At 53.2% G+C, this 20876-nt stretch carries 30 protein-coding genes; 3 read left to right on the forward strand and 27 right to left on the reverse strand.

All coding sequences use genetic code 11. The features are described from left to right. The 16 genes from K5E19_RS20265 to K5E19_RS20335 form a co-directional block, all read right to left on the reverse strand. The coding region (locus tag K5E19_RS20265) for a phage tail protein (protein ID WP_032679723.1) at nucleotides 1–1058 on the reverse strand (1058 nt) is incomplete at its 3' end. Continuing rightward, nucleotides 1055–1660 (reverse strand): phage tail protein I, encoded by a 606-nt coding sequence (locus K5E19_RS20270; RefSeq protein ID WP_014884893.1) that lies wholly within the window; start codon nucleotides 1658–1660, stop codon nucleotides 1055–1057. The genes K5E19_RS20270 and K5E19_RS20265, both read right to left, overlap by 4 nt. Further along, complete coding sequence (locus K5E19_RS20275) at nucleotides 1653–2561, reverse strand: baseplate assembly protein (RefSeq protein WP_032678721.1); 909 nt, start codon at nucleotides 2559–2561, stop codon at nucleotides 1653–1655. The genes K5E19_RS20270 and K5E19_RS20275 overlap by 8 nt, the downstream gene beginning before the upstream one ends. Further along, nucleotides 2548–2907 carry a GPW/gp25 family protein gene (locus K5E19_RS20280; RefSeq protein ID WP_221552792.1) on the reverse strand — a complete coding sequence of 120 codons (360 nt, stop codon included), beginning with the start codon at nucleotides 2905–2907 and terminating at the stop codon, nucleotides 2548–2550. Before K5E19_RS20280 ends, K5E19_RS20275 begins: the two co-directional genes overlap by 14 nt. Next, nucleotides 2904–3482: a phage baseplate assembly protein V gene (locus K5E19_RS20285; RefSeq protein ID WP_014884896.1), complete on the reverse strand. Its 579-nt coding sequence runs from the start codon at nucleotides 3480–3482 to the stop codon at nucleotides 2904–2906. The genes K5E19_RS20280 and K5E19_RS20285 overlap by 4 nt, the downstream gene beginning before the upstream one ends. Nucleotides 3483–3550: 68 nt before the next feature. Beyond that, the gene (locus K5E19_RS20290) at nucleotides 3551–3997 is read right to left on the reverse strand and encodes a phage virion morphogenesis protein (protein WP_221552793.1); all 447 of its coding nucleotides are present in this window, start codon (nucleotides 3995–3997) and stop codon (nucleotides 3551–3553) included. After that, nucleotides 3990–4421, reverse strand: a complete 432-nt coding sequence (locus tag K5E19_RS20295) for a phage tail protein (protein WP_221552795.1) — start codon at nucleotides 4419–4421, stop codon at nucleotides 3990–3992. Before K5E19_RS20295 ends, K5E19_RS20290 begins: the two co-directional genes overlap by 8 nt. Beyond that, nucleotides 4384–4632: an Rz1-like lysis system protein LysC gene (gene lysC / locus K5E19_RS20300; protein ID WP_236248931.1), complete on the reverse strand. Its 249-nt coding sequence runs from the start codon at nucleotides 4630–4632 to the stop codon at nucleotides 4384–4386. Before lysC ends, K5E19_RS20295 begins: the two co-directional genes overlap by 38 nt. Further along, a complete protein-coding gene (gene lysB, locus K5E19_RS24265; RefSeq protein ID WP_252058840.1) occupies nucleotides 4517–4945 on the reverse strand; it encodes an Rz-like lysis system protein LysB in 429 nt (142 codons plus the stop codon). Before lysB ends, lysC begins: the two co-directional genes overlap by 116 nt. Beyond that, nucleotides 4942–5457: a lysozyme gene (locus K5E19_RS20305; protein ID WP_014884901.1), complete on the reverse strand. Its 516-nt coding sequence runs from the start codon at nucleotides 5455–5457 to the stop codon at nucleotides 4942–4944. Before K5E19_RS20305 ends, lysB begins: the two co-directional genes overlap by 4 nt. Next, nucleotides 5438–5653: a hypothetical protein gene (locus K5E19_RS20310; protein WP_014884902.1), complete on the reverse strand. Its 216-nt coding sequence runs from the start codon at nucleotides 5651–5653 to the stop codon at nucleotides 5438–5440. Before K5E19_RS20310 ends, K5E19_RS20305 begins: the two co-directional genes overlap by 20 nt. Before the next feature lie 3 nt (nucleotides 5654–5656). Further along, entirely contained in the window at nucleotides 5657–5860 is a 204-nt protein-coding gene (locus K5E19_RS20315) for a tail protein X (protein WP_000868184.1), read from the reverse strand. Then, the gene (locus tag K5E19_RS20320; RefSeq protein ID WP_014884903.1) at nucleotides 5860–6327 is read right to left on the reverse strand and encodes a head completion/stabilization protein; all 468 of its coding nucleotides are present in this window, start codon (nucleotides 6325–6327) and stop codon (nucleotides 5860–5862) included. Before K5E19_RS20320 ends, K5E19_RS20315 begins: the two co-directional genes overlap by 1 nt. A 98-nt stretch (nucleotides 6328–6425) precedes the next feature. Beyond that, nucleotides 6426–7079: a phage terminase small subunit gene (gene gpM / locus K5E19_RS20325; protein WP_032665783.1), complete on the reverse strand. Its 654-nt coding sequence runs from the start codon at nucleotides 7077–7079 to the stop codon at nucleotides 6426–6428. 3 nt (nucleotides 7080–7082) lie between these two features. After that, nucleotides 7083–8231, reverse strand: a complete 1149-nt coding sequence (locus K5E19_RS20330) for a phage major capsid protein, P2 family (RefSeq protein ID WP_032678728.1) — start codon at nucleotides 8229–8231, stop codon at nucleotides 7083–7085. A 15-nt stretch (nucleotides 8232–8246) separates the two neighbouring features. After that, the gene (locus tag K5E19_RS20335; protein WP_063929287.1) at nucleotides 8247–9074 is read right to left on the reverse strand and encodes a GPO family capsid scaffolding protein; all 828 of its coding nucleotides are present in this window, start codon (nucleotides 9072–9074) and stop codon (nucleotides 8247–8249) included. A 149-nt stretch (nucleotides 9075–9223) separates the two neighbouring features. Here K5E19_RS20335 and K5E19_RS20340 point away from each other — a divergent pair, with 149 nt between their 5' ends. Together K5E19_RS20340 and K5E19_RS20345 are read left to right on the forward strand one after the other, a co-directional pair. Continuing rightward, nucleotides 9224–10987 carry a terminase ATPase subunit family protein gene (locus K5E19_RS20340; protein WP_048987499.1) on the forward strand — a complete coding sequence of 588 codons (1764 nt, stop codon included), beginning with the start codon at nucleotides 9224–9226 and terminating at the stop codon, nucleotides 10985–10987. Beyond that, nucleotides 10987–12042 (forward strand): phage portal protein, encoded by a 1056-nt coding sequence (locus K5E19_RS20345; RefSeq protein ID WP_063929289.1) that lies wholly within the window; start codon nucleotides 10987–10989, stop codon nucleotides 12040–12042. Before K5E19_RS20340 ends, K5E19_RS20345 begins: the two co-directional genes overlap by 1 nt. 40 nt (nucleotides 12043–12082) lie before the next feature. Here the strand turns inward: K5E19_RS20345 and K5E19_RS20350 are convergent, their stop codons facing one another. Together K5E19_RS20350 and K5E19_RS20355 are read right to left on the reverse strand one after the other, a co-directional pair. After that, nucleotides 12083–12721, reverse strand: coding sequence for a hypothetical protein (locus tag K5E19_RS20350; protein ID WP_048210636.1), 639 nt, complete (start codon nucleotides 12719–12721; stop codon nucleotides 12083–12085). 5 nt (nucleotides 12722–12726) lie between these two features. After that, nucleotides 12727–13752 (reverse strand): ImmA/IrrE family metallo-endopeptidase, encoded by a 1026-nt coding sequence (locus K5E19_RS20355; protein WP_063929291.1) that lies wholly within the window; start codon nucleotides 13750–13752, stop codon nucleotides 12727–12729. A 406-nt stretch (nucleotides 13753–14158) separates the two neighbouring features. On the opposite strand from K5E19_RS20355, the gene K5E19_RS20360 reads away from it, so the two are divergent. After that, nucleotides 14159–14899, forward strand: a complete 741-nt coding sequence (locus K5E19_RS20360) for a DUF4145 domain-containing protein (protein ID WP_221552797.1) — start codon at nucleotides 14159–14161, stop codon at nucleotides 14897–14899. Nucleotides 14900–14976: 77 nt separating this feature from the next. Here the strand turns inward: K5E19_RS20360 and K5E19_RS20365 are convergent, their stop codons facing one another. The 9 genes from K5E19_RS20365 to K5E19_RS20405 form a co-directional block, all read right to left on the reverse strand. Beyond that, entirely contained in the window at nucleotides 14977–15210 is a 234-nt protein-coding gene (locus K5E19_RS20365; RefSeq protein WP_127851004.1) for a DinI family protein, read from the reverse strand. Nucleotides 15211–15219: 9 nt separating this feature from the next. After that, the gene (locus K5E19_RS20370) at nucleotides 15220–15408 is read right to left on the reverse strand and encodes a hypothetical protein (RefSeq protein ID WP_085017565.1); all 189 of its coding nucleotides are present in this window, start codon (nucleotides 15406–15408) and stop codon (nucleotides 15220–15222) included. Nucleotides 15409–15565: 157 nt separating this feature from the next. Then, entirely contained in the window at nucleotides 15566–17938 is a 2373-nt protein-coding gene (locus tag K5E19_RS20375) for a replication endonuclease (protein WP_311775525.1), read from the reverse strand. A gap of 44 nt (nucleotides 17939–17982) precedes the next feature. Continuing rightward, on the reverse strand, nucleotides 17983–18993 hold the full coding sequence (locus K5E19_RS20380) for a phosphoadenosine phosphosulfate reductase family protein (RefSeq protein ID WP_221552800.1): 1011 nt from the start codon (nucleotides 18991–18993) through the stop codon (nucleotides 17983–17985). After that, the gene (locus K5E19_RS20385) at nucleotides 18990–19847 is read right to left on the reverse strand and encodes a DNA adenine methylase (protein ID WP_221552802.1); all 858 of its coding nucleotides are present in this window, start codon (nucleotides 19845–19847) and stop codon (nucleotides 18990–18992) included. The genes K5E19_RS20380 and K5E19_RS20385 overlap by 4 nt, the downstream gene beginning before the upstream one ends. Further along, a complete protein-coding gene (locus K5E19_RS20390) occupies nucleotides 19844–20071 on the reverse strand; it encodes a TraR/DksA family transcriptional regulator (RefSeq protein WP_048987514.1) in 228 nt (75 codons plus the stop codon). The genes K5E19_RS20385 and K5E19_RS20390 overlap by 4 nt, the downstream gene beginning before the upstream one ends. Next, nucleotides 20071–20277: a DUF2732 family protein gene (locus tag K5E19_RS20395; RefSeq protein ID WP_161348947.1), complete on the reverse strand. Its 207-nt coding sequence runs from the start codon at nucleotides 20275–20277 to the stop codon at nucleotides 20071–20073. Before K5E19_RS20395 ends, K5E19_RS20390 begins: the two co-directional genes overlap by 1 nt. 88 nt (nucleotides 20278–20365) lie before the next feature. Then, nucleotides 20366–20707 (reverse strand): DUF5347 family protein, encoded by a 342-nt coding sequence (locus K5E19_RS20400; protein ID WP_079893551.1) that lies wholly within the window; start codon nucleotides 20705–20707, stop codon nucleotides 20366–20368. Beyond that, nucleotides 20671–20871, reverse strand: coding sequence for a phage filamentation protein Fil family protein (locus K5E19_RS20405; RefSeq protein ID WP_063147872.1), 201 nt, complete (start codon nucleotides 20869–20871; stop codon nucleotides 20671–20673). Before K5E19_RS20405 ends, K5E19_RS20400 begins: the two co-directional genes overlap by 37 nt. Nucleotides 20872–20876 lie beyond the last annotated feature (5 nt).

The following is a 20876-nucleotide window of genomic DNA, read 5'->3' on the forward strand; positions in this document are numbered from 1 at the left end:
CCCAAACGAAGGTATTCGATAATCCCATCTGCGGTTTTTCCAGACAAAGTTGTCAGCGTGCTATCCAGCGGCTGCTTGCCTGCCAGCGCATTTGTCATGGTGGTTGCAAAGTTAGGATCGTTTCCTAACGCCGCCGCCAGCTCGTTCAGGGTATCAAGCGCCGCAGGTGATGAGCCAACAAGCGCAGCCAGAGCTGATTTTACGAAAGCAGTAGTGGCTATTTGCGTATTGTTGACAGTCTGCGCAGCCGTGGGGGCTGTCGGCGTTCCGGTCAGGGCCGGGCTTGCCAGTGGGGCTTTGAGTGCAAGCGCGTTATTAATGGTGGTGCTGAAATTAGGATCGTTGTTGATAGCCGCAGCAATTTCTTTCAGCGTGTCCAGTGTAGCCGGGGCTCCATTCACCAGGGCGATCAGAGCCGCCTGAACAAACGCAGTTGTGGCAAGCTGAGTGGTATTGTTACCTGCAGCTGCAGTCGGGGCTTTTGGGGTGCCGGTAAACGTCGGGCTGGCTTTTGGCGCATATTGCGTATGCGGATCAGCTGCAGCAAGATGCGCCGCCATCAGCTCATCTACATACACCTTCAGTTCCAGCACCTTGTCATCCACATATTTGCGGGTAGCCAGCACTACGGACGGGTCAATTTTCAGCGTAATGTTATCGGTGCTGCTGGTAATCAGTACCATGCGCACTGTCTGCGTGCGGCCGCTCCCTTCTGCCAGCTGCGGTTTGTAGCTCTCCGGGCAGTTTCCCACGGCGATCAGCGCGCCCGTTTCGTCAAACAGCCCAACCTCACGAATCCACCAACCGCCCTCAGTTTCAGGAATCACCTGCTCAGCAATAATCTGGCTGCTGTTCTGCGGATCGATGTAAAGCATGTTCAGGTCAGCGCGCCGCTTTTCGGAAACCAGCTTAGTCTGTTGTGCGCTGGGAGTTGGAAGCACGCCGCCGCCATCCCCCACCGCCATCTGGGTAATTTTCAGCGGCACACCGAGCGCGGCAGCGCTTGCCAGTTTCGCCGCGCCAATATCCGTCAGCAGGGTATAAAATTTTGCGCTCATGGGTTCACTCTCATTGTGTCGATAACATGGACGGCGCCGCCCTCGTAGGCAGTGCCACCGGAAATGATGGTTTCGTTGATATACGGGTAAATCGTGATTTCTTCGCCGGTGTAAGTGGCAGCCCCAACGAAATATGGTCCGCTCGTCTGCAGGTTTATGGACATGCCGATCAGATGCCGGCTGCAGGGTTTGGCGTCACCAATCAGGCGCTCCAGCTCCAGATAGGTTTCTTCTGTTATGCCCTGGTCCTGCACCCCAATATCCAGGCGAAACGTGCCCGGCGCCTCGCCAGTCTGCCACCATTCAATGATGCGGATCAGAAAGCCGAACGGCTCCACCACACGCCGCACAGCGCTGGTTGTGCCCTTGTGCTGATGGATATAGAACGCATCCTGCACCACGCGGCGCTTCACGCTCTCCGCCCATCCTTCGTCCCAGCGATCAACCGAAAAGGCCCACGCCAGATACGGCAGAAACTTGACCGGGCATGTTGCCGGGTTCCATAAATCGCGCAGCGGCACCTGCAGATCGGAAATTCCGCTGCAGGTCTGCGCCAGGCGGCGCTCAAGCGGCGATGAACCAGGAGGAAGCAGACTATTCATCCGTTCCCCCGTTGGTTACGCTCCATTCCGTACATGAAGCGGCTTGTGTCTTATCCAGCACCACATCAGCGAGCGGCGAGGCCAGCTCAACACGTTGCACACCTTCAACATGCAGCGCGGCATAAATAGCACTGCGGCGAATATCGCGCCCCAGCCTCGTCTGGCTGGCGATATATTTCTGCAGGCTGGCCTTTGCCGCCTCCATCACCGGCTCAGCTTCTGGCCCCGGGTAAAGAAAGATCGTTGCATCCACGCTGTACGGAATAATTTCAGCGCTGCGCACCGTCAGACGGTCAGCAACCGGCCGCACGTTCTCACTGTTAAGCGCCTGTTCAACCACTCCCAGCAGATCCGCCGCTGCCGTTCCGTCGCCCTCACGGCTCAGCACGGTAAGCACCACCTCCGCCGGTGCCGGGCTGGTTGCGCTGGCGTCAGCCACTCGCCCGTCAGCGCTTTTAGCGTGAAACTCATAGGCCGCCGTCGGCCCCGCCACGGACAGCCCCTCAAATGCAGCAGGAACACGCAGGCGCAGCGCCTCATCACTTTCCATTACCGCTGCGACCGGCGGCACCGCGTCGTTATCCGCAGGTGTAACCGTCAGCCGCTTCACGTTGTAGTTGGCCGCCATCTGATCGAGATCGCCGCCAATGGCATAAGCCACCATGACCGCCTGCGCCGCCTCGTTAATGCGCTGGCGCAGGAGGATTTCACGATACGCATTTTCCTGCAGGAGCTTGGTCACGGGTTCAGACTCCAGCTCAAGCGTGCGCCTTACCGCGTCCTGCTCGTCTGCCGGATAAAGGGCCATAAACGCGGCTTTCCGTTCGTTTAGCAGCGTTTCAAAATCCGGCACATCCACTATCTGCGGGGCGGGCAGCTGGGAAAGGTCAATTACTGCCATTGTCTGCTCCTGTTGATACCGAAAGTGAAACCGGCGCGCCGTTATCACGCTGCCCGGTAAGCTCAACCACCATCGAACCATCAAAACTGCTGTCTATGGTGATGGAATCCAGGGTAAGCCGCGGCTCCCAACGACTCAGAGCTACATAGACCGCAGACATTACCTGCAGGCGCAGCGCCGGGTTCTGCGGCTGGTCTATCAGTTCAGACAGAAGCGAGCCATATTCCCGGCGGGCAATGCGGCTCCCCTGCGGGGTCAGCAGAATATCCCGGACCGACTGGCGCAGGTGGTCCGTGTCGGTAATGGTCCTGCCGTTGCCCTGACTCATGCCGATATAAAGCGTCATACCGGGCCTCCTGATGTATCGCCGCCGGACTTAACGCCGGTATGACCGTGTTTATCGACTACGATCCCGTTAGAACTCATGGCGCCGCCGCCCTGGGTGACGCCACCATTGATCACCACCTCGCTGTTTATGCGCGTGTTGCTTGCTTCCACCACAAATTCCCCCGTTTTCAGGGTTATGTTATCTGCAGCCTCGATCACCATGGATTTGATGCCCCGCACATGCCAGCGGCCGGTCGCAGGTTCATATTCAAACCAGCCACCGTCCGGGTATTCCGTTACGCATCCGTCCACGGAGTCCGACGGCGGCGCGAACTGGTTGGAATAGATCGCAGGTAAGGCAAAAGCGGTTTCCAGATTGCCGCCCATACTCAGCACCACCACCTGCTCATCCGGCGACGGGCACCACCATGTACGGGCACCACCTGCGCGCAGTGTCAGCCAGTTAATCCAGTTGGTTTCAAGCTCGCCCACTTTCACCCGGCATAGCCAGTTTTCCCGGTCCACTTCGGTTACGGTGCCGGTGCGGATCAGGTTGGTGATAAGGCGCATGATTTCGGTTAGTTGTGCGTTCATAACGAAAGGTTGCCATCAGAGGGAAAAGGGATGCAGCGTTGGGTTTTGTGCCGTCCGTGACACAAATTTCACTCCGACAGCCAGCGCAAAAGCGTGTCATGGGTGATGGTTTCCACCTCATCATTCACGCCCAAAAGACGGCGTGCCGGGTACCGGGCCTCCGGGCCGTTGCGTCTGACTCGATCACGCAGACCATAATGGTGAACACGGGCGATGCGCTGGACTTTCCCATCAAACTGCACGCTGGCAGAGTCCGCAGTGGCTGCGGTTTTCAGGTATTTAGTGGTGCGCAATTTGGCGAACATCTGGCGCTTGATGCGCCCCTTTTTACTTCTGGCCGTCACCCGGCGCGGCTCAAAGGTGGTGCCGTCTGGATTGCGCTGCAGCCTGATATTTTGCTGTTGCGACCGGCGCAGCTCCTGCGCCAGTTGTCGCATCATACGGTTGCGGGCTGCCGGTTCCAGATTCGCCAGCAGGGCCGCCATCCAGTCATCTACCCTCTGCAGGTCATCCACGTTTCACCGTCCACATTTCTTCGGGTACGTCGGGTTCCGGCACCGCTTCAACGCTCGATACGGTGCCGTCTGTGCTGACAATCACGCGCTCCGTGAGCTGCAGATTGAGGCTGAGATCACACAGATCGTTGCTCAGGATATCGACGTCAAAGGTAAAAAGTTTTTCGCGCAGTTCCGGGTTGTTGATGGCGTCCGGTTGATTGGTCATTAACCAGAGCAATACGGGCGCCATCACTAAATTCTGGTTGCCGCTAAAGTCTTCAATCACCACATTCAGGGTGTAGCGATATTCCCATGACATTGAACGGGCGCCGGTTGCGACCAGCGAACCGTTATCAACAAAAAGGTGCATTTTGTCCGGGTTGTCACGGACATACGCCACCGATTTATTCAGGGCGTTGCGTAAGGACTGCGGCTTGTTCACTGTCTCGCTCCTGACACGCTATGATCGTGTCCACTTTGTCGGCACATGCTGCCCAGGCGGCCTCAGTCTCATCCAGCACCTGGTTCAAATCCCCATTACTGCGCGGCGCTGACCTGTCCAGGCGGCATTGCGTCACTTTTGGACAACCACTCACGGTAAGCTGCACCTCCTGCGATGGCCGGGCGCTCCCGCAGCCGGATAATGTCAGCAGGCAAAGGAGTGTCAGCCCAGCGGCGTAAATCCTCGTTTTCACGTTTTAGCTCCTCGATCCGGCGCTGGCGACTCCGCAACAGCGCGGAATTCTCCTCCGCTGCAGCATAAAGTTGCATCTGCGCCCGGCTGTTGGTTTCAGTAAGAATGGACAGGCTGATGAGCTGGCTGTTTTTCTTCGCCAGCTCCTGCTTGTTCTTTTTAAGCGCCTCTGCCTGCGTCCCGATGGTGCTAACGGCATTGTTAAGCCGCCATGACTTCCAGCCCAGCAGTGTCAGCACCAGAGCCAGGATCACCGCCAGCGCGCGCGTCATGCCCCTGCCCCTTTAAGGCACCAGGCAAGCTCACGGGCGCGCCGGTTTTCCAGCCCTTTATTCCGTTGACCATTTACATAAACCCAGCGGGGGAGCTGGTTGCACGCCTGCCACCATTGCTGGCGATTGATGTAAGAAACCATTGTTGACCGGCAGATTGCCCCCGTTCCGACATTGAAACCGATACTGATCAGGGCATCGTAAACATGCTGAGGTGGCTTAACCTGCAGGCAGGCTTCAATCCTTTTTTCCGTCAGCAACACGTTATTAATCAGCCCCTGCGCGGCCTGTCGCTCCGTTATGGTTTTGCCCGGCACTACCCCGGACGTATTGCCGATCCCGTCAGTCCAGACCCCGGCGCTGCACTGGTATGGCTGGAGGCGACACCCTTCGAAATCAGCAATCAGTTTCAGCCCCTCGACGGAGGTATGAAGCGACTGAAAACCCGGCAGCGTGGCGGCAATCGCCAGCACCGCGCCGACCAGGCAACGCTTAACGATTGAAGGACTCATATTCCCCCCTGGATATTCTGCCGTCCCGCAGCAGCTGGTAGGCTTTCCAGCGTAAATAACAGGTCACCGCTGCAGTAATAATCCCCAGCGCAAGACCGGTGATGGTCGATACATCTTTAAGAGACAAATCACCGAGCCATGCCAGAAGCAGGGCAACGCAGTAAGTGATAAAGGCGCTGATTCGTTCAAGCGTCATAGTTCAGTCCCATAACTGGACAGTCTGCGCAGTGGTTGACGCCGTAATGTCCGGCAGCTCCACCTGCAGCCCGTGCGGTAAAAAGGGGCCATATTCAGCCAGCCCCGGATTCGCCTGCAGCACCTGTTCAGTGACTCCCTGCGTGCGCCCGTAATGGCGCCAGCAGAGTGCGTCCACCGTGTCATACTGATGCGCACGCACTTTCATCAAATCAGCTCCACCGTCATATGCGGCATATCGCGCAGGCGGGACTCCGCCCAGCGCACATCGCGCCACAGCTCGCCTAAGGTTGTTTCGATATCTTCAGCTTTCTTGCTTCCGTCGCCGGTTGCGTCAAAATCGCGATAGCGCTCAACCAGGTTTGCTTTTGCCCAGCAAAACACCGCACGGCGATACAGCATGAGCCGCTGGCTTTCGCCGTCGATCACATCTGCAGGGACGTCGGCCAGGCTCGCATACCCCTGCGCCCGTTGTTTCTCGCGGAACTCATAAAGATCGGCGTTAACTTCAGCAATCGCTGTCAGCAACGCCAGACGCAGGCGCGGATCGGTGACACTCCCATCCATGCGCATATCACGGCGGAACTCTGAAACCCTGACATCAGGCCAGAAACTGGTGTTTTTAATAACGTCCTGGGTACTTTCCCCGGCCTGTTCCGGCGAAACGAATTGCATATTTCTGGCACTCCCAAATAGTTGGGCGGTGGACGGGGTTTTGACGCGGCATAAAGCCTGTCGCCACCCCGTGCCGCCCCGCGCGTTGGCACGATTCGTTAAGCCGACATTGCCTGTCGCAATCGGCTTTCAAGCTTGTTGATTTCGGTTTTGACGCCAGAACTGTTATCCAGCTGCAGGGCACGCTTCAGATGGTTAAGTGCTGCCACTGCCTGATCGTTATCCCGCAGCGCGTAGCCCATCGCCTTATGAAGTCGGGCACGGGACTGATCCGGCATATCCTGACCTTCAACGATATCGAGCACCTGGGTAAGAATGGCGGCATTGAATGATTCACCGGCAGAAAAAGCGCGCATTGCCGCGTCGGCAAACTCTTCGGCAACAGCGGTCCCGCAGGTCCGGTTGAAGCGCTGCGGCAGGACCCATCCGTGTTTAATGGCATGACGGGCAATGTCCAGCGCGCCGGTATAGTCTCCGGCATCAATGCGCCAGATCATGACGTACATCGCCACGTCGTCCTGGCCTGACGCGTCAGCATCCAGCAAACCGGCAATCCATGAGGCATAAGCGGGAAGAAACTCACGTTTGAGCTGAGCCTTGCGCTCATTTGACTGGACGGTTTTAAGGCGCCTGCGGTGTTCTGTCAGCTGTAACAGCATCTGGTTATAACCCGTCATACTGGCTTTACTGCCGCCCTGCCGGGCGGCATCCTGTGCCTGTACATACTGAGTGTGAGCACGGAACGGATTCATTTATCACGCTCCGGCGCCAGTGCCGCCCGTATTCTGAGCATCAAGCGCGCCCTGCACTGCTGCAGCAACGATGGTCTGAATATTTTCAGCCGTCAGCGCCGCGCCCGGATTGCCGTCTGCCTGCGCTGGTAACATCTCGATGTTCTCAACCAGACAAACGCCATCGTAATCTTCGACAACATACGCCTCGTTAACGGATTCGTAGTTCTCCACGCGGTCACGCTTCGGATTGTCGATAACTGAACGACGACGGGTACCGGCTTGCCAGTAAATAGACAGGTTATCCAGACGGGTGATCAGCATGGCATTAGCCGGGAAGAACGGCGCGCGAACGGCCGGGAGGTTGCCGATACGCTTCTGGCTGATGATGAGATCGGCCGCCATCGCTTCGCTGTTTGGCTGGTCGCGGTTGACGATCGGGAAATATTTATCCGCCAGCAACTGGCGCCCGACGATAACCACAAGCTCCGTATCTTCCTGATACCACGGCGCGATTTTCTCATTCACGGCGCCCATAACCAGCGCGTCCAGATTCAGGAAATCGCCGCCTTTACCGACACGGATAGTCTGAGAAACCACCTCGCCCTCGGACACGATTTTGTCCAGAACCTGAACGGGTTTCTCCTGGCGGATTTTCTCCAGCCAGCCGATATTCACATCCTGCAGCAGCGGATAGGTCTTGCGGTCTGACGTTTTTTCACGTTTCACACCGTTGAAGCCGATCATGATGCGGTCAAGTGCCTGGCGAATAATGATGGCGTCACGGATGCGCGTCTGGAAGTCCTGGAATTTAGCCCACAAATCCAGTTTTGCATAAGGCAGCGCAGTATCAGAGTTAGTCTGGGTACACTTGTACCCTTCACCGTCGATGTAAGTCGGATCAACGGGTTCACGGTCTTTCTGGGTGGTATCAGTATTACCGGCGATACTGGCGCCAATCCCCAGCCCCAAACGCTCGCCGGACTGCTCATCAACCGGGATAATGTTGATTTTCTGAAGGAACGAGGAAGACTCCTGGATTTTCGTTTCCAGCGTCTGCGCAACGGACGGCTCTGCCGTATATTTTGAGGTGATACCGCTCACAGGCACGCCATTAAGTGTGGCGAGCTGCGTCAGATAGCCGTTGAATTTAAAACGCGTCTCTTTTTTCATTGTGCTTTTGCTCCATCAGCAATCGGTGGTTTGTTCTGCGCCGTTATTGCCGGTCGCATTAGGGCGGCGTTCGCTGCGGCTGTCCTGAGTGGAAAGCTGCTCACGCAGGGCGGAGAGTGCGTTGGTTGTCTCATCAACAACCTTCTGCATATCGCTCAGCTTGTTGCTGAAATCGGTTTGATGGGTGCTGACCTGCTCCGCCAGCGTCTGATGCTCACGCGCGATGGTTTCAACAGCCTGATTCACATCAGCAAAGCGGGCGTTATCATCGGCGCCTTTGCGGGACAGCAGCTCTTTCACGCGGGTAAACAGGCTGGTTTTTTCCGGCACGTCCTCAAACTCGATCAGCGTTTCAACAGCAGCGGTAAACAGGTTGTCTTTGTCCAGCTTGCGGCGCGCCAGGGGGTTATGTTCTGCGCTGGCACTGAACTGCAGCATTTCAGTGCCGAGGCTTGCCGGATCGTCAGTAATCGCCAGGCCAACCAGATAAGCGGAGCCGGTATCGGCAAAGCTGGTGTTAACTTCCATTGAGGTGAAAAGCTTCTGCCAGTTGCTGGTCATCGTGACCAGATCGTCAGTCGGGGCAATCCAGCCATACAGCGCCATTTTCCCGGATAATGCCCCTTCGGTGATTTCTTCCGCTTCCAGCTTTTCCACCATGCCAAAACGACGGAAAGGCCCATCAGGGGTGAAGCCCTTGATGTGTTCCATATTGATCAGCGCGGTGTATACCTGCGGGTTATAGCTCGCAGCCATCTGGGTGAGCCATTCACGCTCAATAACGCGCCCGTCAGTAGTGGCCCCTTCGACCCCAATACGAAAACGCTTAGATTTTTTTGCCATCGGTCCGGCTCCGGTTAGTTAGTTCGTAACACGTTCAGAGCCTTATGTTTGCGGTGATGGGCGCGTGTAAACAACGCGTTGGGCTTGTGCGAACTCCCACACAATGCGAAGCCGGGGAAAGTGCTGATTTGAGGCCGTATGTTTGTGCCATGACAACACTGACCCCCGCAGACCTCGATCCCCGTCGTCAGGCAATGCTGATGTACTTTCAGGGATACCGCGTAGCCCGCATTGCTGAAATGCTGGGCGAGAAAGTTGCAACCGTTCACAGCTGGAAAAAACGCGATAAGTGGGGCGAATATGGCCCACTGGATCAGATGCAGCTCACCACCGCCGCACGTTACTGCCAGCTCGTCATGAAGGAGCAGAAGGAAGGAAAGGATTTTAAAGAAATTGACCTGCTGGCGCGTCAGTCCGAACGACAGGCCAGGATCGGCAAATTTAACAATGGCGGGAATGAAGCAGACCTGAATCCGAACGTGGCGAACCGCAATAAAGGTCCGCGCAAGCCGCCGGAAAAAAACCTGTTTACCGACGAACAGATCGAAAAGCTGGAAGAGATTTTCCGCGCCGGTATGTTCGAGTACCAGCGCCACTGGTGGGACGCTGGCATCAAACACCGTATCCGCAACCTCTTAAAGTCACGCCAGATCGGTGCAACCTACTATTTCGCCCGTGAAGCGTTGATAGACGCCCTGACCACGGGCCGAAATCAAATCTTTCTGTCAGCGAGTAAAGCTCAGGCGCACGTTTTTAAACAGTACATCATCGACTTTGCAAAAGAGGTGGACGTTGAACTGAAAGGCGATCCGATGGTGCTGCCTAACGGCGCGTGTCTTTACTTCCTCGGTACAAATGCCCGTACCGCGCAGAGCTATCACGGCAATCTGTATCTTGATGAGTATTTCTGGATACCGAAATTCCAGGAGCTGCGCAAGGTGGCCTCCGGTATGGCGCTGCACAAAAAATGGCGTCAGACCTATTTCTCTACCCCTTCCAGCCTGACGCACAGCGCCTACCCGTTCTGGTCTGGCGCCCTGTTCAATAAAGGGCGCCCGAAAGCCGACAGGGTAGAATTTGACATTTCTCACAGTAGCCTGGCGCACGGCGTTTTATGCCCTGACGGCCAGTACCGCCAGATAGTCACAATTGAAGATGCCGTAAACGGCGGGTGTAACCTTTTCGACCTGGACCAGCTGCGCCTGGAGTACAGCCCGGACGAATACAACAACCTGCTGATGTGTCAGTTCGTTGACGACCTGGCGTCCGTGTTCCCGCTGGCGTTGCTGCAGTCCTGCATGGTTGACAGCTGGGATGTGTGGGACGATTTCGAACCGCTTTTACTGCGTCCGTTTGCATACCACCCTGTCTGGATCGGCTATGACCCGGCAAAAGGAACGCAGAACGGTGACAGCGCCGGTTGCGTGGTCATTGCGCCTCCCGTCGTCCCCGGCGGTAAATTCCGCATCCTTGAGCGTCACCAGTGGCGCGGGATGGACTTTCGCGCACAGGCCTTAGCGATTGAGGAAATCACCAGACGCTACAACGTGACCTACATCGGCATTGACTCGACCGGCGTTGGCGATGGCGTTTACAAAACGGTTAAGCAGTTCTTCCCTGCTGCGCGTGAGTTTGTCTACAACCCGACCGTTAAAAATGCCCTGGTGCTTAAAGCCTACGACATCATCAGCGGGCGCCGTCTGGAATTTGACGCGGGGATGCTGGATATCGCGCAGTCCTTTATGTCCATTCGCCGTTCAACCACCGCCAGCGGCAACCGGCCAACCTACGAAGCAGCCCGCACAGAGGAAGCCAGCCACGCGGATTTAGCCTGGGCAACCATGCACGCACTTTATAACGAACCACTGGCAGGAGCTTCCGCCAGTACCAGCAACATCGTGGAGATTTTTTAATGGCTAACCGCAAAAACCGCAGCAAGGCACCGCGCGGCCAGACCGCCACCGATACGGCCAACATGGTCAGTAATGCACATGCGGAGGCGTTTACGTTTGGCGATCCGATCCCCGTGATGGACCGCCGGGAGTTATTTGATTACCTGGAGTGCGTGCAGGTGGACCGCTGGTACGAACCACCGATCAGCATGGATGGCCTGGCGCGAACTTACCGCGCCGCCGTGCATCACTCCAGCGCAATTCAGGTAAAACGCAATATTCTTACCAGTACCTTCATCCCTCACCGCTGGCTGTCTAAACAAGCCTTTTCCCGGTTCGCCCAGGACTTTCTGGTATTCGGTAATGCCTACCTTGAAAAACGCATGAACCGGCTAGGGCAGATCATGGAGCTGCGCGCCTCGCTTGCCAAATATACCCGTCGTGGCATTGACCCGGACACCTACTGGTTTGCACAGTATGGCTACAACTCACAGCCCTATCAGTTCGATGAGGGAAGCGTGTTTCACCTGATGGAACCCGACGTTAACCAGGAGCTTTACGGGATGCCGGAATACCTCTCCGCCATTCCCTCCGCCCTGCTGAATGAATCGGCCACGCTGTTTCGCCGTAAGTATTACCTAAACGGTAGCCATGCTGGTTTTATCATGTACATGAGCGACCCGGCCGCCGATCAGAAAGACGTGGACAACATACGCGAAGCGCTGAAAAAATCGAAAGGGCCAGGCAACTTCCGCAACCTGTTTATGTACAGCCCGAACGGCAAGAAAGACGGCATTCAGATCATCCCGCTGTCAGAAGTCGCAGCGAAAGATGAGTTTCTTAACATTAAGAATGTGAGCCGTGATGACATGCTGGCAGCTCACCGCGTGCCGCCGCAGCTGATGGGGATTATTCCAACGAATACCGGCGGGTTTGGCGATGTGGAAAAAGCGGCGCGCGTTTTCGTTCGCAATGAACTAATTCCATTACAGAAACAATTTCAGGAGTTGAACAGCTGGCTTGGAGATAATGTAATTCGATTTGAATCCTATACTCTCGATGAAAACGATAATTAACAAAAAGGCGCCAAAAGCGCCTTTTTCGCATAAATTTTCATCAGGGTCTTGATAGTTGCCAATGCTGTTCTATGGATAGCAGTACCGCTGGCAATTCCCTTAGTTGATTTAAAAATCCTTCAATCACATGGTCATGGCTTCGGCCATGACCTATACAAGTACGCAGCGCACTGTCAACTCTGAATTCGCCCTGAAAAGCTATTGTTGCTTTCTCATTGACATGCTCTAGGGTTAACTCATTAATTAGAAAACATATAACCTGCTCTAAGCAGACAAAGCGATTATGTAACGCAGCCTCTTCAATGAAACCCGTTTCTGCTATTGCTTTCAAAAAGCGTTTATCACCAGATAGTAACAAATCATGATGATTCAACAACCCTTGAACCAAGCGCATTTCACCTTCATCAAGGTTATCAAAATCGTTTTGTAATGAGATCAGCCTTGGGTCCGTTATGATCTCTCCAAATAATGAAAAAACGCCTTGTCCAAGACAATCATTTACGCGTTCTATTGCCTCGGTACCGTAGCGCCGAATCGCAGCCTTTCCCCGTAGTTGATATACGATCGTATCTAAAACAAATAGTTGGCCAAAATTTCTAGTAAGTAATTTGCAACCTTCAGAAAGCAGGTCGAGTTGGGCCAATTTCAGTACTACATCATTATCAAGTAATACAGCCACTGGCACTACACCTCGATGTTGTTCATTCTGCAGAGCATTTCGAACTTATCTTCGGAAACCTTCTCTTCATCTACAAATGCAAGAAAGGTACGTTTAGCTTGATCAGGCCATGCCAATTCAGGACCAGGATAGAGTAAGTTCAATGCACTGGCACATACCGCATAAAAATTTTTCCCCGTGCGACTGGTCATCGTTTTAGCATAATTTAATGCTATATGGCCTGGGTCTACCTGATTTTGACGTGCAATGCGCATGGCTCCATCAGCTAAAACGTCAGCAGTAACCCTATATTGGCTATAAAACGATGCATCAGGTCGCCCATTCAACAACTCAATAGCGAAACTGTTAGCTTCTCTTTCAAGTGGATTGTCGACATCATCTTCGTTGATTTTCTCATCAATCAGCAGTGAATTACGATCAAGATGCCCGCAAGCAATATGACCTAATTCATGCGCTAAACTAAATAAAAGAGCACTTGCGTGCTTGTGCCTTTTTGTTAACGCAATGACTGGGCGATCAGATACTTTGATAGCAACAGCATCCATCTTTTTCTTGGCTGGGATTTCTGGCATGTACAGTACCGGTATTCCCATCGACCAAGAAAACTCTAAAAGAGCAAGATAGTCTACCCAAGGCTTGCCGCTGGATAATATTGAACCTCTAATTTCACCAGCAGTTGGAAGCCCTTGATAATCATTTTTTGCAACAGAGGCCGCAATTTTTGCCATCCCATCTACAACAGCCGTTGCAGCCTGTAGCTCCTGTACAGGTTTGTTAGCTGCATGTTTGTACCTACGTACTGAATCATTAAATTCCAGTGGTACAGAAGGATCTATGACGGTGTTGAGATCAAGATTGGCGAATTTTGCCAATCCTAAAATTACTTGCTGGCTGATACTCGGAGATTGGTTCAACGAGTCATCCCACCAATCAGGTAAAAGCTTCGCTAAGCCGTCAGCCAGACGCCCATCAAGGGTTCTGACACGACCAAGGAAAGCATTAAGAGGTTTTTGATGGATAGTTACAGTCATCTCCGCCCCTCCTTATATTGTTAATTTTGATGGTTGATTTCTATCCACAGTATAACCTGCGCATTTATGCTTCACACGCAATTTCTTATAACCCTACACCCTAAAACGCGCGCTCGTAGCCCCGCCACGCCTGCCCGCTTTACGTGATGCTTTTCATGCGCCTGCATGACCTAAGCAAAAGCCTGCCACTACTAGTGGTTTTCAGCTAAAACGATCCTCAAACGATCATGCGGATTCATGCGGCATAGCCATGCAGTAGCGGCCATTTCGGAAAAAATGCATGGCATGGCATACATCTTTTCGTATTGATCTTTTTAAACAGGCTGTTATGGCATATTTTAATTTCACCAAAAATAGATAATTTAACGCACAGAACCTACCCGCTATTGAAACTGGAGCACTAAGAATGGCTATTCACAAAATCTCTGGAGCATTTTTCAAAGACATGCAGGTTGAATGGCCCTGCCCGGAATGTGGTCAGAAAACCCTCCTAATCATCCCTGAAAGTTTTGTTGTTAATGACACACACGACACTGACAAACACAGTAGCGAAGTTTGGTTTGAGCCAGAAATGCATGTGTCAATTTTTAGCTGTATGGCCCGCTGCTCAAGAAGACAGTGCGGCGAGGTTGTAGCCTGTGTAGGCGATAGTGGATGGGAACGACGAGGTTGGGATGACGGTAGGTCTGATGATGAATATTACCAGTGGTATCATCCTAAGAGCTTTTTCCCATCATTACACCCTTTCGAACTTCCTGCTAAGTGTCCAGAAGAAATCACCGAACCTCTCCAGGCTTCCTTTTCTATCTTTTTGATGCAACCAGGTGCAGCAGCGAACCTCATTAGAATTTCAGTTGAACGAATGCTGACGGCTATGGGCGTTGCTGAGAAAAACGATAAAGGTAGACGCATCGTTCTACATACCCGCCTAGAAATACTCCCGGCTTTATATGAATCGTTTAAGGACCCTCTCATGGCTATAAAATTTTTAGGTAATGCCGGAAGCCATACGTACGACAAAGTTAAAATCAAAGACATTGAAGATGCGTTTGAAATTATGGAATACGTAGTTAATGATCTGTTTTCAGGCAGGAAAGAATCAGTAGAAATTCTGACGAAGCGATTGAGTGACAAATTTGAAGAATGAGTTTGAATAACCCCTCGCATCTCTCGTTGTTCAACCTTGCTGACGCCAGAATCATGTTCTGACGCCAGCAACGTTCCCTAATGCAGCCAGCTATCGTCTTCCCAAACCTGCTGCATAATTTCCATCACTCTTTTTTTGTCTTCATCAAGCTTTAAGCCGCTCAGCTCTAGGCCGTTAGCGCTTCCCTTACGTATGCGGATTGCCGTTTTTGGATAGAGAGGGCGCAAATTTCGGTAAAGCTCGGATTCAAGGGCTTCCAGTGTTGCCTGGCTTATCTTCTGCTCTTTATCGATCATTATTTCAATGCGCATAGATTCCCCCTAACTGGTAGCGTCCAATGTGCGGCTATATTCATGGTTGCGTATTTTTGCCATCAGCTCGTCAGTCAGCTCAGAAACCCACTGGATAGCCAGCCGCTTTTCTTCGTCGCTGCAATCGCTTGCAGCTACCAGCTTTAAGAAAAAATCAATGCGCTGAAGTTTCAATGACTCCAAAAGATAATCCTGCATTTTCCCTCCTTTTACGGCCACTTACACAATATAACTGTATGTATATCCACTGTTTATATATACAGTATAGTACCATTTTCTAAATGTAAAACGCTTTTTTGGTCTTCAATAAGAAAGACCTGATATGAGTCAAAAACAGAAAAATATATCCGATGTGTCAGTAATACAGACGCCATTTGTCATCCTCTCGCAGTCGCCCGTTCTGGTAAAAGATACGTAGCCCTCCCCCAGACGGAAGGCTGCCGCCGCGTAAAAGTAAATTCTCCTCGAACTCACTGCCATCGAATCCTCTGGACCTAAGCTCATACTCCAGTTGCAGACGCTGCTGCTCAGAAATATCCTGCTTGTAAGTCTTTTTCGGTTTCGGTTTTACCAGCCTGAGCCTGGCGACCAGCTCCCGCCGCTCCTTTTTTCCCATTCCGTGCAGATAGTCCTGCAGCGCCTTTTCATCCAGGGGAGTAATATCCGGTACTTCCCCCCCTGAGTGGTTCAAATTTTCATCAGGGGGACAGTTATTGCCACGAGTCCAAGGGGCGCAAGCGCCCTGGTCGGCTGTCGCCTCCTGAAGGTCAACGGCTTTACGAACCATTTTCCACTTCACAGCATGAGTGCAGATCCGGCCCTCAATGATCGGGGACCAGATGCCATAAATACGAACACCGTGATCGCCGTAGGCGCTCGGCTCGTCGTTCAGCTCATAGGCAGTTCTGACAAGGTGATGCTTACGGGGAACCAGGACGCCGCCCTGCTTCATGATGTAGGTGGCAAAACAGCCAGCATCAGCTGCGGCCAGCACAGCATCCAGACGCGGGTTTTCCAGTACCGGCGCGCCTGCCTTTTTGTCACTCTGCGCCCTGGCAGCCTGACCGGCCAGCAGGCGCAGCTCGCGGTACGCCTGGCGGCCAGGAATACCAAAGAAGCGGAATTGCTGGACACGGTGCAGCGAAGCCCAGGCGTTTACGTTCTCAGCGTTATCGCGCAGTGACCTGCCTGTTTCTTTGCTGATTTCCTGCGCCAGCCCGCGCCCGTCGATATTTTTGCTGATGTATTTGGCGATATAGCTGGTTGGCGTACCCTTGCGCGGGTTGATAAGCTCAGACTTGAATCGCGGCCCGGTATTGGTGCCCAGCTCCTCCCGATCCTCACGAATGGCGAATTTACGCAGCAGCGCGGTGATGGATTTGCGGTCTTTTTTGCGCATGAAGCAAAGCAGGTGCCAGTGCACGGTGCCGTCATGGTGTGGTTCAGCAACGCGGACGCCATACCAGCGCAGCCCGGCTTTGTGCATCGCCTTACGGAAGGCGGCGAACATATTTACCAGGTAATCGCTGCTCTGGCGGACTGTGGCACTGGTCCATTTCGGGTTTGGCCTGCCGTTATTAAGCGTCGCGTGAAAGCGTGACGGGCAGGTGATGGTATAGAACACGGCGCATTCACCACGCATTTCTGCGATCAGCTCCAGCCCCTTAACGCAGGCCATCATTTCGTTGCGCCGATGCGCTGGATTGCTGCTGCTGGCGTTTACCACTTCCTCCATATCCAGCGTATCACCTTCGGCGTTAACCAACTCATGTGAGCGGAAAAACTCCAGTGATTTGCGGCGCTGTTCGCGTTTGTGGATCACGGCTTCATAGCTTACATACGGGGACGCTTTTTTATTAACCAAGCAGACAGCGCGCAGCTGTTCTTCCCGCCATTCACAACGCATCTGCCACAACTTGCGATACCACCAGTCCGCGCAAAGCATACGGGCAAGCGAGCCCGGAATAAGCTCGTATGGGACCGGCTTACGGCGGTGCTTTTTACGGCGCAGCTGCTCGAAAGCAGGCGGGATAACATCAAGGCGCATGGCCTCAGCGGCCACCTTTTCCCATGACCGGCGGATCTCTTCCGGCGTAACGTCTTCATCGGTAAACAGCTCACCGCAGACAGCATCCAGACACATGCTCATGTGTGCCGCCACCAGGGTGGATAACCGTTTAACCTGCTCCTGGTTCATTTCCGGCAGGACCAGCAAGCCCTCCAGCCCGTCGTTGCTCGCCATAAAACGGAATGACGCAGAAACCTGGCTGATACGCACGCGTTCCAGGCGTTCAAGGCACGGCCTGATGGTTTCACGCAGATAACGGGAATAAGCCTTTGGCTTGCCCAGGCTCTCAAAATATTTAATCCGTTCAAGCAGCGGCTTACTGATATGCGCCGGTTGGGCGCTAACGTCCGCAATGATGACCAGATCGGGATTAAATTGCTGCTGTTCGCGGGCCATTTTGGCGCGGCTTAACAGCTGATCCTGCTCCATTTCGCGCTGAACAGGATCTCGGGATTCATTGAAGAAATAGCGATCCCAGACCTCATTACTCAGGGCCTCGCGGCGCAGCTGTTCCTGCTCGTTATCCGCAGCATAGAGAGTAAAGAGGTTTGAAAGCGCTGACTCCAGCGCTACTTCCGCCTGTTCCAAATAGGGGTTAATTGCCTTTTTAGGCGCGGTCCAGGGATATGCCCCGGTAGCTTTACCTCCACTACCGGGGATTTCTGATACAAGACGCGCGACGGGACGGCCTGAGCTGATATCCGTCACTCGCAAACTCCTGCGTAAACACTACTGCAAACCGCGCTGTCGTTTGCACTCGCCAGTAAATCAAACTGCGCACCGCCTCGTGTCGTCAGCGCCCAGTCGCGGTACGTCTCAATGCCATACGCATCAACAGTGATGACCTCAATACGTTTTTCAGCGCGGCGTGGATCATGCGTGGAGGGAAAGAAAGTTGAATTGCCGCGGCGCGAACAGTCCGCAACCATTCTTTCCCATTCAGCGACACGACGAACCTCTTCGGGCCAGCGCTGGAAAATTTCAGCAAGTTCAGATTTACGGGCGTGGATGCATGGCATACAACCGACACGGCTGCAGCCCTGCAGATACAACGGGTTAGGCTTGATGCCATGGCGCTTTGCAATCGCAAAGACATCCTCATGCAGCCAGTTAAGTATCGGACGATAGACGTGCAGGCCTGGCGTATTGTCTGCATCTTCCTCCCAGTCCGGCAGTAAAGCGCGCGCCGGGGATTCCTGAGCCCTGACCCCCTGCCAGCTGATAACCTCGTCATACTCCTCCAGAGCAGGAACAATAACCTGAGTCCTGACGGGTTCATGTTTGAGGTCAAAGGTGCAGAAACGGGCTTTTGTGGAAGGGAACCGGCCTTTCCACATGCACAGGTCCAGAAAAGGAATGCCGGTGGGCTTCAATATTTCCAGGGCACGGTGCACACGTTCTGCCGCCTCATCGGCAGACATACCGCATTCCTGAACCAGAGAAACGGGCCATTTCTCTGCAATGAATTTCCGTTTGCCTTCGATCTGGCGAGTGAAATCAGCTTTAACACGGATAACCTTGCCCAGCTTTGATTCCAGATAGTCCAGATATTCCATCGTCTGGGGGTGTTCATGGCCCGTATCAGCGAAGACAGAAATATGAGGAACATCGTTTTCAATGGCCCGCAGCCATTGGGCAAGGCTATCCTTGCCGCCTGAAATACTGGTGATGTTGATGGTGCTTGCAGCAAAGCAGCGCGGATCGATGGGATTCATACGCGCACCTCACGCACAACCGAGTAATCAGGGCCGCAAGCCAGATCAACGCCAGTCCAAACTTTTGGTTTCAGTACAGCAATAAGTTCGCCTGCGGTTTTCCCTTCTCCTGCAGCAACTCCTATGCTGCGTTTTGTGCTGATACGGTGAAGGGTGAAATTTCGGTAAAACGAACGAATCAGGCGGGTGTCGCTATTTGACACGACGATCGGGTGCCCCTCTGATGACCGGCGCACCAGAATAGATGCCAAATCATACTGGTCATCATCAGAGAACCCGGCAGTGTGATAACCGCTAAAAGTACCGTCATAAGGCGGATCGCAGTAAACAACATCACCCGCCGTCAGCATTGCCAGCGTTTCGTCATAGCTGGCGCAGATGAACGTGGCACGCACTGCCTTTTCAGCAAAGGTCAGGATTTCTGCATGAGGGAAATATGGATTTTTATAATTACCGTAGGGAACATTAAATTTCCCGCGTTGGTTATAACGACACAACCCACGATAACAATGGCGATTTAAATACAGGAATAATGCGGCGCGCTCCAGCGTGGTAAGGGATGTATCTTCGTTAAAACGCAGACGATTTTCATAATACTTTTCAGCACTGTTATCTTCGCTGAATAATACCCATGCAACCTGTATTAATTCCTCAGGATGGTAAGCCGCTTTCTTATACAAATTAATAAGGTCAGCGTTAATATCCGCGACAAGATAATGAGGATAGTCTGTTGCCATCATTACAGCACAGGAACCCGCGAAAGGTTCAACCAGTCGCGGGCCAGCTGGGAGGTGTTTTTTCAGTTCGGACATGATGGCGGTTTTGTTTCCCGCCCATTTCAGGATAGTGCTCATACAACGCCTCCGTTGTAGTGCTTGCCTTTAAGCTCTGCAATTTCCTGACAGGTCACGCAGCACTGCACGCCCGGAATAGCGCGGCGGCGAGCGGGAGGGATCGGTGCATCACATTCGATGCAAAGCACACGGGAAACGCCCGGTGCTCTGTTGCGGGCAGTGTGGATGTGGCGCTGACGTTCTTCTTCAACGCGCTGCTGTACGAGATCCATAGAGTCAGCCATTAGTGCAGCTCCTGAGATTCGTTTTCGTAGCGGGTTGCTTCGCGACGCAGCAACTCAGCCGCTTCAATACCGTTTAACCCTTTGTTGGTGATGTGGGTTGCCAGCGCCTCAAGGCGGATTGAAACTGCAAGCGCGCGGCCTTTGCGCTCCTCACGTTTGGCAATATCGATCACCGCCATAAGTGGGTCGGTTTCGGCTACAAACATTTTTGGTAATTCTTTCTGCATTGTTCTTTCTCCTGAATTTGGGCAAAAGAATGCCCGGCGGGTTTACGCCATTAATTTCTGTTATGGGTTAATTCGGCATGGTTAGCCGCTTGGGAAATAAGCTCACCACTGCACGAAAATGATTCATTGCTTTAACCAGTTCCCGCTTTTCGTCAGTAGTCAGATCACTAATATTGACGCCATGACGTTCAGCCGGAATTTTTGCCATAAAGAATATGGCTGCCAGTGCCCGCTCATTTTGTTTATGGTTTATATCACGACGGTCACGCATATCTTTTATGAACCTTTCAAGCTCTGGCTCAATATTCAGACCAAATACATTCGCCCTTAATTCAGCTATACGGTTCAGTCCTTCAAGCCGTTGACCCGGGCTTAGTGGAACAGTCGCAGCAGTGCCTTCAATAGCCATGGTTTCACCTGTTTGGTAGTGGTCAGCCCTGCCAGCAGTTCGTCCTGAGAGCGGGACGGGTGCCAGCGCTTGCCATCTTTCCCGATAATCCAGCCATGGCCGCAGTGCATACCCTGGCTTTGTTTAACCAAAAGCGATGCGAATGACGGCTCTTTAGTCAACATAATCA

The sequence above is a fragment of the Enterobacter sp. RIT637 genome, assembly GCF_019718755.1.
In the GTDB taxonomy this organism is placed as follows: domain Bacteria; phylum Pseudomonadota; class Gammaproteobacteria; order Enterobacterales; family Enterobacteriaceae; genus Enterobacter.